General features: G+C 39.7%; 12 protein-coding genes. 7 read left to right on the forward strand and 5 right to left on the reverse strand.

Annotation, left to right across the window (positions count from 1 at the left end; translation table 11 throughout):
- Nucleotides 1-19: 19 nt before the first annotated feature.
- Complete coding sequence (gene rsmG / locus ACULLG_RS07825; RefSeq protein WP_452126210.1) at nucleotides 20-655, forward strand: 16S rRNA (guanine(527)-N(7))-methyltransferase RsmG; 636 nt, start codon at nucleotides 20-22, stop codon at nucleotides 653-655.
- Between the two features lie 223 nt (nucleotides 656-878).
- On the opposite strand, the gene ACULLG_RS07830 is transcribed toward rsmG, so the two are convergent.
- From ACULLG_RS07830 to ACULLG_RS07850, 5 genes are all read right to left on the reverse strand, one after another.
- Nucleotides 879-2,714: a Na/Pi cotransporter family protein gene (locus ACULLG_RS07830; RefSeq protein ID WP_452126211.1), complete on the reverse strand. Its 1,836-nt coding sequence runs from the start codon at nucleotides 2,712-2,714 to the stop codon at nucleotides 879-881.
- Between the two features lie 109 nt (nucleotides 2,715-2,823).
- On the reverse strand, nucleotides 2,824-4,452 hold the full coding sequence (gene pruA / locus ACULLG_RS07835) for an L-glutamate gamma-semialdehyde dehydrogenase (RefSeq protein WP_452126212.1): 1,629 nt from the start codon (nucleotides 4,450-4,452) through the stop codon (nucleotides 2,824-2,826).
- A 117-nt stretch (nucleotides 4,453-4,569) separates the two neighbouring features.
- On the reverse strand, nucleotides 4,570-4,956 hold the full coding sequence (gene apaG, locus ACULLG_RS07840) for a Co2+/Mg2+ efflux protein ApaG (protein WP_452126213.1): 387 nt from the start codon (nucleotides 4,954-4,956) through the stop codon (nucleotides 4,570-4,572).
- Nucleotides 4,957-4,959: 3 nt separating this feature from the next.
- Entirely contained in the window at nucleotides 4,960-6,159 is a 1,200-nt protein-coding gene (locus ACULLG_RS07845; RefSeq protein ID WP_452126214.1) for a DUF3667 domain-containing protein, read from the reverse strand.
- Nucleotides 6,160-6,189: 30 nt separating this feature from the next.
- A complete protein-coding gene (locus tag ACULLG_RS07850) occupies nucleotides 6,190-7,434 on the reverse strand; it encodes a type IX secretion system plug protein (RefSeq protein ID WP_452126215.1) in 1,245 nt (414 codons plus the stop codon).
- A gap of 151 nt (nucleotides 7,435-7,585) precedes the next feature.
- On the opposite strand from ACULLG_RS07850, the gene ACULLG_RS07855 reads away from it, so the two are divergent.
- Genes ACULLG_RS07855 through nqrF form a run of 6 tightly spaced genes read left to right on the forward strand, consistent with a single transcriptional unit; the run spans nucleotide 7,586 to nucleotide 13,664 of the window.
- Nucleotides 7,586-8,935: a Na(+)-translocating NADH-quinone reductase subunit A gene (locus ACULLG_RS07855; RefSeq protein ID WP_452126216.1), complete on the forward strand. Its 1,350-nt coding sequence runs from the start codon at nucleotides 7,586-7,588 to the stop codon at nucleotides 8,933-8,935.
- A gap of 3 nt (nucleotides 8,936-8,938) precedes the next feature.
- On the forward strand, nucleotides 8,939-10,201 hold the full coding sequence (locus ACULLG_RS07860) for an NADH:ubiquinone reductase (Na(+)-transporting) subunit B (RefSeq protein ID WP_452126217.1): 1,263 nt from the start codon (nucleotides 8,939-8,941) through the stop codon (nucleotides 10,199-10,201).
- A 2-nt stretch (nucleotides 10,202-10,203) separates the two neighbouring features.
- Nucleotides 10,204-10,953 carry a Na(+)-translocating NADH-quinone reductase subunit C gene (locus ACULLG_RS07865; protein WP_452126218.1) on the forward strand — a complete coding sequence of 250 codons (750 nt, stop codon included), beginning with the start codon at nucleotides 10,204-10,206 and terminating at the stop codon, nucleotides 10,951-10,953.
- Nucleotide 10,954: 1 nt separating this feature from the next.
- Complete coding sequence (locus ACULLG_RS07870) at nucleotides 10,955-11,602, forward strand: NADH:ubiquinone reductase (Na(+)-transporting) subunit D (RefSeq protein WP_452126219.1); 648 nt, start codon at nucleotides 10,955-10,957, stop codon at nucleotides 11,600-11,602.
- A gap of 11 nt (nucleotides 11,603-11,613) precedes the next feature.
- Nucleotides 11,614-12,354 carry an NADH:ubiquinone reductase (Na(+)-transporting) subunit E gene (gene nqrE / locus ACULLG_RS07875; protein WP_452126220.1) on the forward strand — a complete coding sequence of 247 codons (741 nt, stop codon included), beginning with the start codon at nucleotides 11,614-11,616 and terminating at the stop codon, nucleotides 12,352-12,354.
- Nucleotides 12,355-12,356: 2 nt separating this feature from the next.
- Nucleotides 12,357-13,664 carry an NADH:ubiquinone reductase (Na(+)-transporting) subunit F gene (gene nqrF / locus ACULLG_RS07880; protein ID WP_452126221.1) on the forward strand — a complete coding sequence of 436 codons (1,308 nt, stop codon included), beginning with the start codon at nucleotides 12,357-12,359 and terminating at the stop codon, nucleotides 13,662-13,664.
- Nucleotides 13,665-13,732 lie beyond the last annotated feature (68 nt).

Genomic DNA, 13,732 nt, shown 5'->3' on the forward strand with positions numbered 1-13,732 from the left:
CCAAATTAACAGATAGCATATGGATGCCAACCTAATATTCAAATATTTTACGAAGCTCAGTGATACCCAGAAGAAGCATTTTGAAGCATTGGATATTTTATATCAAGACTGGAATAAAAAAATAAATGTGGTTTCAAGAAAGGATATCGATGAATTGTACCTTCGCCATGTACTGCATTCATTGGGAATAGCAAAAGTTCAACAATTTAATGAAGGCGCGGAAATATTGGATGTTGGAACCGGTGGTGGTTTCCCAGGAATTCCTTTGGCAATATTATTTCCTGAAGTCCAATTTACACTTGTTGATGCAATTGGGAAGAAAATCAAAGTGGTAAATGAGGTAATTGAAGGCTTGGGATTGGAAAATGTGAAAGCGCACCATACCCGTGTAGAGGATTTGGACGGACAATACGATTTTATTGTAAGTAGGGCGGTGGCAGCTATGCCAACCTTTGTGCATTGGACCAAAGGCAAGACCAAGAAAGAATCGGCCCATGAGCGCAAAAATGGGATATTATACCTAAAAGGAGGTGATTTGACCGAAGAACTCAAAGATTATAAAACGGTCCAAATTTTTGATTTAAAAACCTTTTTTACAGAGGACTTTTTTGACACCAAAAAAGTAGTATACCTACCTCAAAAGTTTAAAAGTTGAACTTATATACTCAACATTCTATTGTACACCAATCTGCACTTTCGGGAATATTCCCTGACATAATTTACGAAATCATAAATACGCTTTTTCATAGGAGACAGTATTTGAATTGCTTTAATTTTACAATTACTTAACGTTAAATTTACATATAAATTATGTTACCATGCAAATAATGGTTCTTATTTAACAGAAAATCCGTCTAATACCTGTAGGAGTTATGTGATTATCTAGAAGGGATGTTTTGGTCATCTCCACTTAAAATGCCCTCTTCAAATTCCAATTGTTCGGGTAACTTTGATTCTTCAAGAATTGAATCCTTGGTAATGTAAAGCAGTTCAACCACTGTAATAAGATCCTTTACAATATTGATTACGGAGTCACTGTCGTTCATCAAAGAGGTGGCCATTTCATTGGTAATGTGGTTTTTTCTTATCAGTTGGTTTATGGACCCGTTCATGATTACGTCGCTTTTATCAGCTTTATCCCTAAGCTTATCTAATTTGACCATAAAACTTGAAGGATCCTCCGCATCTTTTATGTTGGTTACAATACGCATGACCTTTACAATTATTTTCCGAAGGGCATTGTACTCCTTTTTGATATAATGATTATCTGAATCCATATATATGGAAAGGTTCCGATGTATTGGTTTCATGGCCTTGACCACAGAAACAATATGCCTATTTGCAATCAGAATATTTCTTATTGCGGCTATTAGATCTTTGTTCAATTCAAATTTGCTCTGTAAAACGGTGGCATACTCCACAATTTTATTGTAAATCGATTTGATTTTAAGGTAATACAGTTGGTCCAAATCTACTTCAATGGCCTTTTTACTGTCTACTATCACTTTAGCTTTTTTATCTGACCTAATGTCTTCCCTATGCACGTGAACGCCATGGGCAATTGCTTTAAAAGCCGATTTTTCAAAAAGTCTTGTCGACTCTTTTAAAAGAGCCGCAATCCCAGTTTGAGGATATTTTAGATCATTTTTGTTGAGGTACATGGGTTGATCTATCTCTTTTTCAGGGTCAATTAGTTCTGGAACAAATCTTTTCACAATTTTGGCAATAATGGGTACAAACCAGATCAACAAAAAGGTGTTGGTAATGTTAAATGTGGTATGAAATATGGATAGGGCCACTGGTATGGCAGTGGCTTCGGCAAAAGGAGAAAGTCCACCATCCCGTGTGACGAACCAATTGACACCGTTCAAAAAAGGAACAAACAATATCAGAAGCCATAGTACGCCCAGGACATTAAAGATCAAATGTGCCCGAGCAGCTCTTTTGGCCTGAAAGTTGGCCACGAGTGCCGCTAAATTGGCGGTGATGGTCGTTCCAATATTTTCACCCAGTACCATGGCTGCAGCCATATCAAAAGGAATCCAGCCTTCATAACACATCACAAGTGTCAAAGCCATAGTGGCGCTTGACGATTGTATAATTACGGTCAATAGGGTGCCAATTAATAAGAATATCAGAATGGAACCAAAACCAAGCTGGGTGTATTTGGATAAAAAGGCAAGGGCCTCTGGATTATTGCCAATATCGGGAACAGCATCCTTCAAAAATTGTAGGCCAATAAACAATATGGCGAAACCGATAATGAAGCGTCCCCACTGTTTGGCCTTTTTGTTTTTTGCAAAGGTCATTACAAAACCTAAACCCACTAATGGAAGGGCAATGGCACCCATGCTGACCTTAAACCCCAATAAGGTGATTAGCCAAGCCGTTACAGTGGTTCCGATATTGGCTCCCATAATAACACCTATTGATTCGGTAAGAGTTAGCAGGGATGCATTGGCAAAACTCACAACCATTAAGGTTGTGGCCGATGAGGATTGAATAACTGAGGTGATCAAAAAACCAGTGAAGACAGCGAAAAGACGATTCGAGGTCATGGTAGCCAATATATTGCGCATTTTATCGCCCGCAACTTCCATAAGGGCATCGCTCATTACCTTCATACCATAGAGGAAAAGCCCAAGAGACCCAAGTAAAGTGACTATATCACCAAAACCATATTGCATCAACAATTCTTTGAAATGAAAGTACAAGAAATACTTGAAATTTTAAATGGCATGAACTTCAATTATTGGCCCAATGCAAATGAAAAGCCCCAAACTACTTTAGTAGAATGGGGCCATATCTTATTTATTAGGAATGTTATCCTAAAAATGGATATCTATAATCCTCTGGGGTAACAAATGTCTCCTTGATCAATCTTGGAGAGACCCATCGCAACAAGTTCTGTGCAGAACCCGCCTTGTCATTGGTTCCTGAAGCTCTAGCTCCACCAAATGGTTGTTGACCTACAACAGCGCCTGTTGGTTTGTCATTGATGTAAAAGTTTCCAGCGCAATTTTGCAACGCTTTGGTAGCTTGGTCAATAGCGTAGCGGTCGGTAGCCAAAACAGCACCTGTTAAGGCATATTCTGAGGTACCGTCCACCAATTCCAAAGTTTGGCTCCAGTCTTTGTCATCGTAAACGTAAATCGTGACAACAGGTCCGAAAAGTTCAGTGCACATGGTGGTATATTTGGGGTCTTTGGTCAAAATAACCGTAGGCTCTACAAAATAACCCACTGATTTGTCATAACCACCGCCAGCAATAATTTCTGCATTGTCATCCGCCTTAGCTTGGTCAATGTATTTAGCCAGCTTGTCAAAGGAGCCTTCATGAATAACTGCTGTTATGAAGTTGCTCATATCGGCAGGCGAACCTGGTTTATTGAACGATTTAATATCTGCTTTTACCAAATCCAGAATCTCATTTGCTGTTGATTTTGGAAGGTATACCCGCGAAGCGGCACTACATTTCTGTCCTTGGAACTCAAAAGCACCTCTTACAATTGCAGTTGCTACCTGTGCAGGTTTTGCTGTTGGATGGGCTAGGATGAAATCCTTTCCTCCTGTTTCACCAACAATTCTTGGGTATGTTTTATAGGTATGGATATTGTTTCCGATTTGTTTCCACAATTCTTTAAAGACAAAAGTGGAACCGGTGAAGTGAAGCCCTGAAAAATCGGCGTGGGACAAGATTGTATTCGAAATCATCACAGGATCACCGAAGACTACATTGATGACACCATCTGGAAGTCCAGCTTCCTTGAAAACGTCAATTAGAACTTTTGCTGAGAAAACTTGGCTGTCACTTGGTTTCCAAACAACAACATTCCCCATCATGGCTGCGCTTGCGGGAAGGTTTCCTGCTATAGCGGTAAAGTTGAACGGTGTAATGGCATATACAAAACCTTCCAATGGTCTATATTCTACACGGTTCCATATGCCATCTGCAGATTCTGGTTGCTCTGCGTAGATTTGCGACATGTATTCCACATTAAATCTTAGGAAATCTATAAACTCGCAAGCTGCATCAATTTCCGCTTGATGTATGGTTTTTGATTGTGCCATCATTGTGGCTGCATTTATCTTGGCTCGATATGGACCGGCAACCAAATCAGCTGCTTTCAAAAAGATGGCCGCTCGCTGTTCCCAAGTTAAATTTGCCCAGGCGTCACGTGCCTCCAAGGCATTGGATATGGCCTGGTCTACATGTTTTTTTTCAGCTAAATGATATTGACCCACTACATGGCCATGCTCATGTGGAGGTGACATTGCATTAGTGTTTCCAGTCTTGATTTCTTCAGAACCTATATAGAGCGGAACATCGACTTTTCCGTTATAGTATGCGTTATATTGTTTGAGCACTTCCTCACGTTCAGGAGTACCTGGAGCATAGCTTTTTATCGGCTCGTTATATGCGGTTGGTACTTGAAAAAAACCTTTTCCCATTATGATGGATTTTAGATGTTAAAAATTCCGTCAAAGGTACTAAAAGAAAAAAGTATTTACAGATTAATAATTACAAGATATTGTAATTGAATTAATGAAAACAAAGAGCCCGAAAATTTAATTTATCGCAAAAGGAGCGGCAAATTTGAAGGTTGGAATATCAACCTCAAATTCCTCGGTAGAGCTGAAGTTTACCATATGGTAATGTCCGCGCATTGCACCAATTGGCGATGCCAACAAACAACCGGAACTATAGGTGTGTGATTTACCTGGCTTAATGACTGGTTTTTTTCCGATAACACCTTCGCCATCTATGGTTTCCATTTCCTTTAGGGCATCAAAAATATCCCAATGCCTTGCCGTAAGCTGAACGGTATCTTGACTTTGATTTTCAATGGTAATGGTATACCCAAAGGCATAGTGCATTTTGTAGTTTTTGAAGAATGTACCTTCAAAGGTGGTTTGCACCGATACTTTGATTCCTTTTGTAATTTGAGTAAACATACACTAATAGGTAAAAACACTTCCTGTAAATAATACAACTACCACAAACAATGCCAATAAAGTGAACATTGTATTCAGAAAGAGATATTTTATAATCGTTTTAATCCTTCCTTGCCCGTAAAACCTTCTCATGGCCTTGTACAGATAAAAACCGAAAATCAGCAAAAATATACCTGCACTTGCCGTATTGAATATGGTATCTATTATAAGGCTAAGGATGAGCAAGATAAATAATAATGACTGGTTGTGGAAACTAAAGATAAGATGATCGGTGTAGGTGTATTTTTTTCTGATGTACACCATCCAAATGAAAACTGCGAACAGTGGTAAAAAGAAGAAAATGACAAAAGGAAGCTTGGAAAGGGTGACATTTATAAAGGTCCCTGGCTCCTTAATAACCCTTAAAAGACTATTGGAAGCATTATAGGTCATTCTGTTCGATAATGCCGTGTCCACTCCATATTTGGTTTTGGCCTCGGCAAAACTGCTTAGGCTGTCGTGCCTGATCATATTGGAAAAGAACTCCATTTTGGAGGCATAACCACCTATTCCAGAATCATTTCTTATGCTTTCAAAATAAGTTTTCGGGTCTGCTAGCATAATAGAGTCCTTGTTGGCTTCATTTTGGACATATTCCCCATTAAACACTCCAAAGGAATCCAGATATTGTATCTGCTTTGTGGCAGGGACATCACTCAAACCCATGGAATCCATTTTTTGGAGTCCTTTGGTGACTTGTTGCTTGATTTGGACGCTGTCGGCGGTAAGGGTGCCAGAGTTGAGATCAAAGGAAATAGGACTAGTGGTTGTATTTTTACTGTACTTTTCTGCAGCTTTGTCCAAGCTGGAAAAATTGTTGTTGTAGGAGAACATCAAAAGGTAAAGAAAAGCAAGGCTCAATAAAAACCGAAATGGATTTGTGTATGATACCCGTTTCCCATTGATATAATCTTTGGTGATAGTTCCAGGTTTCAGCAAGAGGGCGTAAAGCGTCTTTAGAAGTTTGGAATCGTAATTGATAAGACTTGAGAAAAACTCATCCCAAAAATCCTTAAGGATTAATTTTTTGGTGCTGTTCGCTTGTGAACAATTAGGGCAATACTTGTCACTGATGTCCAGTGGATGACCGCAGTTAAGGCATTCGGTTCCCCTAAACTTTAGTTCGTAGCGTCCTTTGGTTATTAAGCTTGGTTTGTTGGCCATTTCCCTTTCAGGATTTGCCGCTAAAGATAGTTAATTGCTAATATTTCTAGAGTTAACAGAACCTATACCTATAATACTATCATAGAGATCTCCAAAATTTCGATAGTAGACCAAAATCAGATAGTTGTTTTCCGTAAAGTGAAAATTGCCCGAGACCAAGTTCATATCTGCCTCCGCACCTTCACCCACAACTACATATTTATAATTATAAAAACCTTGTTTAATGGGGTAGATGAGTTCAAATTTGCCTGACTCCTCATTGTAGTTCATTTTGTTTTCTTCGCTCAAATCAAAATTATTGAACTTACCCACTACATAAACCTGGTCTAAACCTATTTCATTGGTGTAAGGTAGACTAAAATGTACCTTTGTGTATTCAGCTTCCCGAGAGACATCGTCGCCTTGTAATGTTCGTACAACAAAATCCCCATTAATATCCGGGAAGTAGGTGTAGGGAACATCATACCTAAAATCATTAGTGAATAAATAATGGTTGTAAAGGTCTTTGAACTCTACCCTGGAAATAGCAAAGGTGGGTGATCTTAAATCTTTGGTGTCAAAATTTAAAAACTCGTTACCGCCATAAAAGCTGGTCTCTTTGTCGTATTTGTAAACCAGTTCGGTTCCCAACGTAAATTGTGGTTTTACGTTGAACAGTGCTGTCGGCCAAAAATTATTCTGCAAAATGGCAACCTTTACTTCCTTTTTTGGGTTCACCACTGGAAACCCGGCTGTGTTGATGTAAAACTGAACTACTTGTTTTTCATTGAGGAAGTTGAAATCCCGGGAACGCTTTACTTCACCTCTTACCGAAACCAAATCGCGATACACTACAAATCGACGAGAAAATTGAAGTTCGCCATAAGTATTGTAAATCTCAATGAGGTAATTGCCGCTAACCTTTAATCTAACATTGTCATTCGGAATGGTCAATCTATAATTGGAATAGGGCTGCAAGGTGGTGTAGCTGTTTTCATAGTCGATGATGCGTTGGTTGTCCGCTCCGGCCAAGTATTGCGATTTTAAAAGTTGTGAAGGTGTCCAGTCATAGTCACAGTGTATTATTTTATAATAGTAATCCTGTTCACTTGCTGTAAGATCATCAAATTCCAATGTAATGGACTCTCCCAATTGGATAACTGGAAACTGGTCTTCTGTTGGGCCTTTGAAAACTATGGTTTTAATGTTTTCGGGAGGATTCACTTCTTGCTGGACTTGGGCGAAGATTCCTGAAACAAAAAAACAGCAAAAGATTTGTTTGATCATTAAACGCATTAACAGCGTATTTTTTGGGTAAAGGTAAACAAAAAGTGTGCCCGACAAATTTAGCTCGATGTAATCCCATTTTTATGGTCAAATAATTATGAAAACAATCCTTTTAGTGCTAAATTTGCGCCAGTTTTGATAACAAAAGGTCTACAACAATATGTCTAAAGACATCCGGATTAAAAAAGGGTTGAACATCAACCTTGTCGGGGCAGCAGAGCAGACTACTTCTAAAGCCGTTTTAAGTAACGTATATGCCCTTAACCTAGAAGATTTTCATGGAATAACACCTAAAATGTTGGTAAAACAAGGAGCCGAGATAAAAGCCGGAGAGCCATTGTTTTACAACAAGAACAAAGAGGAGATGCTTTTCGTTTCCCCTGTTAGTGGAGAATTGGTGGAAATAGTTCGCGGGGCACGAAGAAGAATATTGACATTAAAGATTTTGGCTGATAAGAGTCAGGAGTATGTTGAGCACAAAACATTGGATACTTCCTCTGATGCTAATGCTATCAAGGAATTGTTGCTTAAATCTGGTGTTTGGCCATTTATAAAGCAGCGCCCGTACGATATAATAGCAAATCCTGATGTCACACCAAAGGCAATATTTGTATCAGGATATACAACAGCACCTTTAGCTGCAGATGCCGATTATGTGCTAAATGGAAAGGAAACCGAACTTCAAGTCGCAATAAATGCATTGGGAAAACTGACTCCGGGACAAATACATGTTTCGATAGGGAAGTCAAATAGTTCACCATTGGCAAATTTGGAAGGAGTAACACTTCATAAAGTTTCAGGACCGCATCCCGCTGGATTGGTTGGAACCCAAATCAATAAAATAGATCCTATTAACAAAGGAGAAACTGCTTGGACAATTTCGCCTCAGGATTTGGTGATTATTGGTGAGTTGTTGTTGACAGGAAAGTTTAATGCTGAGCGTACCATTGCCTTAACAGGTTCTGTGGTGAAGGCGCCAAAATATTACACCACCAAAATAGGAACGGAAATCTCTACCTTTTTATACGCGGCCGGAGTAAAGGAGGATAAATTCCGATTGATCAATGGCGATGTGCTTACGGGTTCAAAAACCCATCCAGAAGGATTTTTGGGGTTTTATAACAATACGGTGACCGCCATTCCTGAAGGGGACGACTATGAGTTCTTCGGATGGAACAAGCCTATTTTCAATAAAATTTCTACAACTAGGGCGCTTACCTTTTCCTGGATGCAGCCCAAAAAGAAATACGACCTTACCACAAATACAAATGGAGAGCATAGAGCTTTTGTTGTAACAGGTCAATATGAGCAAGTCTTTCCCATGGATATTTATCCTTTACAACTGTTAAAGGCATGTATGGTAAAAGACTTGGACGAAATGGAGCAATTGGGCTTGTACGAGGTGGCGCCAGAGGATTTTTCTTTAACGGAGTTCATCTGCATCTCCAAACAGCCTCACCAACAAATTATTCGAGAAGGACTGGATTTATTACATCAAGAAATTGGATAGCACATGGGATTGAAAGAAAAGTTACATAAAACCAAACTGAAGTACCAGGGCAAGAAAATGGCCCCGGCCTTCAACGCAATACATACTTTTTTGTATGCTCCCAATGAAACTACCCATTCCGGGTCACATGTAAGGGGAGCTGATGATTTAAAACGAACCATGAATACGGTGATCATGGCATTGGTGCCCTGTTTATTGTTCGGTATTTTCAATACAGGGTATCAATACAATGCAGCAGTAAGTGGTTTTCCTGAGAATTTTTCACTTTTTGAGCATTTTTTGACATTGCCCAATTTCTTATTAGGTGTTAAAACTATCTTACCTCTGTTGATTGTCTCCTACGGAGTTGGATTGGCGGTAGAATTCGTTTTTGCCGTAATCAAGGGCCACGAAGTGGAAGAAGGATATTTGGTGACCGGAATGCTTGTTCCATTGATTGTTCCTGTAGATATTCCACTTTGGATGTTGGCAGTTGCGGTTGTTTTTGGTGTTGTTATTGGTAAGGAAGTATTTGGAGGTACAGGAATGAATATTCTGAACCCCGCATTGACCATTCGGGCGTTTTTGTTCTTTGCCTATCCTACATGGATGAGTGGTGATAAAGTTTGGGTTCACGGTGCTGTGGATGGCGTTACCAAAGCTGGTACAACAGATGCCATTTCTGGCGAAACTGTACTTGGATATTTAGCGCAAGGCAACACCGATATTTCTTATTCTCTTTCCGACATGTTCTACGGATTCATCCCAGGTTCTGTTGGTGAGACATCAACTTTGTTGATTCTTTTGGGTGGACTGTTCCTGATTTTTTCAAAAATCGCTTCATGGCGAATCATGGTAAGTGCCGTAATCGGTGCCTTGGTCATGGGATTGATATTTAACGGGGTTGTTACTGCAGGATGGATTCCAGAATATAGCAAGTTCTATACCTTAATGAGTTTCGAATTCTGGCAACATTTACTTGTTGGAGGATTGGCCTTTGGTATTGTTTATATGGCCACAGACCCAGTAACGGGATCACAGACAAACCGAGGTAAATGGATTTATGGCTTTTTGATTGGCTTCCTTTCCGTAATGATCCGGGTGTTCAATCCAGGATATCCAGAAGGAGTTTTCTTGGCCATCCTATTGATGAATGTATTTGCTCCAACAATAGATCATTATGTGGTAAGGGGTAATATCAAGAGAAGAATGAAAAGATTAAAGAGTGCTACCATATACCCTAAAGTATCTGGTGAAGTGGAAGCGTTAAAAACGGAAACAGTTTAATTATGGCATTCAACACAGAAAAAAATAGCTACACTGTAATTTTTGCGACCGTTATGGTAATTATCGTGGGCTCCCTGTTGGCTTTTTTGGCTTCAGGGTTAAGACCACGTATCGACGAAAATGAGCGTTTTGAAAAACAACAAAATATCCTCTACGCCATGGGTGTGAGCCAAAATGAAGATGCGGGCAGTGTTAACTTCATTCCAACAGATATTGTTGAGGGTGAGTTTTCAAAATACATCAAAAAACAATTGGTTGTTGTTGGTTCAGAAACCAAGGAACGTGATGAAGCGTACTTGATTGACATGAAAAAACAGCTAAACATCATCAAAAATGGTGATGAAGCTGAATTGCCTCTGTTCATCGGCGAAAAAGATGGGAAAGAATTTTACATCATTCCGATGTATGGAAAAGGACTTTGGGATGCCATTTGGGGATATATTTCCTTGGATGAAAATATGGTGGTACAAGGCGTGGTTTTTGACCATAAAGGAGAAACTCCGGGATTGGGCGCAAATATCAAACTGCGCTATTTTATGGATGATTTTACCGGAGAATCTGTTTTGGACGGAAGCCGTATTTCCGGTATCGCTGTTATCAAGGGCAACAATGACCCCTTGAACAATGACAAGGATGACAACGAAGTTGATGCCTTGGCCGGAGCTACCATCACAGGAAATGGAGTCTCTGCCATGATCAAGGAGACATTAAAACTTTACAAACCTTATTTAGAAACAATTAGAACCAAATAATATGGGGCTACTTTCAAAAAAAGATGCAAATCTAATATTAGATCCATTAGCGGATAACAATCCCATTACCATTCAGGTATTGGGAATCTGTTCCGCATTGGCGATTACAGCAGAACTAAAGGCCTCCGTAGTGATGTCGCTTTCCGTTTTGTTTGTACTAGGAGTGGGAAATGTGGTAATCTCATTATTGCGTAACGTTATTCCGTCAAAAATTCGAATAATTGTACAGTTGATTGTGGTTGCTACCCTTGTTATTGTGGTCGACCAAGTATTAAAAGCCTTTGCGTACGAATTGAGTAAGACACTTGCAGTTTTCGTGGGATTGATTATCACCAACTGTATCATTATGGGTCGATTTGAGGCCTTTGCTTTAGGTAATGGGCCTTGGAAATCGTTTTTAGATGGAATTGGTAACGCACTTGGATATGGTGTTATCCTGATCATTGTTGGTTTTTTCCGCGAACTTTTAGGTTCAGGAACACTATTTGGAATCCCTGTGTTGGGAGATCCAATAGCAAAAACTGGGTTGTATTCCACCGGATATGAGAACAATGGATTTATGATTATTCCGCCAGCAGCTTTGATTGTTGTTGGAATCATTATCTGGGTACAACGTTCAAGAAATAAAGCATTAATAGAAGAAGCATAAAAGATTAGGGTATGTTAGAGCATGTAGAATTGTTTTTTAAGTCCATCTTCATAGATAATATGGTCTTTGCGGTCTTTTTGGGAATGTGTTCCTATTTGGCCGTATCAAAAAAAGTATCCACAGCGGTGGGATTAGGAGCCGCGGTAATCTTTGTATTGGCTGTAACCGTTCCATTGAACTGGTTGTTGGATCAATACCTATTACGTGACGGAGCCCTGGTTTGGTTGGGCCCTGAATATGCAGATTATAATTTAAGTTTCCTATCGTTCATCCTGTTTATTGCGACCATTGCGACCATGGTACAATTGGTGGAGATTGTGGTAGAGAAGTTTTCCCCATCCCTATATAATTCACTAGGTATTTTCTTGCCATTGATAGCAGTAAACTGCGCCATTTTGGGGGGGTCGCTTTTTATGCAGGCAAGGGAAATTCCTTCTTTGGGATTGGCATTCAATTATGGGGTAAGTTCCGGAATTGGATGGTTTTTGGCCATTTTGGCCATTGCTGCCATCCGTGAGAAAATAAGATACTCCAACGTTCCCGCACCACTTCGTGGGTTGGGAATTACCTTTATTATTACTGGTTTAATGGGTATTGGGTTTCAAAGTTTTGGCGGAATGTTGACAGGGGATAATGAGCCACCCGAGGAAGTAGCGACAACTACCGCAGAAAGCATAGAAGAAAAAGAAATTAAAAAGGAGATTGAAGATGATGAAAAAGCAGTCTCATATAACGAAGTTATAAACGAATAAAGATGATATTAGCCACAAGTACCGGAGGTACCATTCTAATCACCGTAGTAGCGTTTTTGGTTTTATTGTTGTTGTTGGTGGCCTTGTTGCTGTTCACAAAAGAAAAATTATCCCCATCCGGTCCAGTTACCATCACCATTAATGGTGAAAAGGAAATAGAAGTCGCCTCTGGAAACTCTTTGTTGACAACATTGGGTAACCAAAAAGTATTTCTACCATCAGCTTGCGGTGGGGGAGGAACCTGTATTCAGTGTGAGTGTCATGTACTTTCTGGTGGAGGAGAGGCGCTGCCTACTGAAACCCCACATTTTTCCAAGAAAGAATTAAACCACGGAGCCCGTTTAGCTTGTCAAGTTAAAGTGAAACAGGATATGGAAATCACCATTCCTGAAGAGGTTTTTGGAATTAAAAAATGGCCTGCAAAAGTTGTTCGCAATTACAATGTTGCTTCATTTATCAAAGAATTCGTTGTTGAAATTCCAGAGGAAATGAACTACAAGGCAGGTGGATATATTCAAATTGAGATTCCGCCTTGCGAGGTGAAATATTCAGATATTGACATCACTGCGCATCCAGAAGAACATGAAACACCGGATAAGTTCCAAAATGAATGGGATAAATTCAATTTGTGGCCTTTGGTCATGAAAAACCCTGAAACTGTGGAACGTGCCTACTCAATGGCTTCTTACCCAGCGGAAGGACGTGAGATTATGTTGAATGTACGTATTGCCACACCACCATGGGACCGTTCTAAAAATGGATGGATGGATGTAAATCCTGGAGTTGCTTCGTCATACATTTTCGGTTTAAAACCAGGTGATCCAGTGACTATTTCAGGTCCGTTTGGTGAATTCTTCATCAATGAATCAGAAGCTGAAATGCTATATGTAGGAGGTGGAGCTGGAATGGCACCGATGCGTTCGCACTTATATCATCTGTTCAAAACGTTGAAAACGAACAGAAAGGTTACCTATTGGTATGGTGGGCGTTCCAAAAGGGAACTCTTTTATATTGATCATTTCAAACAATTGGAACAGGAATTTTCAAATTTCAAATTCTATATGGCACTTTCAGAACCTTTAGAAGAGGATAACTGGAAGGTAAAAGAAGATATTGATGCCGAAGGAGATGGTTTTGTTGGATTCATTCACAATTGCGTAATCGACAATTATTTGAACCATCATGACGCTCCTGAAGATATTGAACTATATTTCTGCGGACCACCATTAATGAACAAAGCGGTCCAGAAAATGGGTGAGGATTTTGGAATCCCGGATGAAAACATCAGATTCGATGATTTCGGTGGATAAAATTTAATAATGTCACCTCGAGCGCCCGCCTTACGAAGTTTCGCACGGAGGACAGGCAGTCGAGAGGT

It is taken from the genome of Flagellimonas sp. 2504JD1-5, assembly GCF_053618295.1.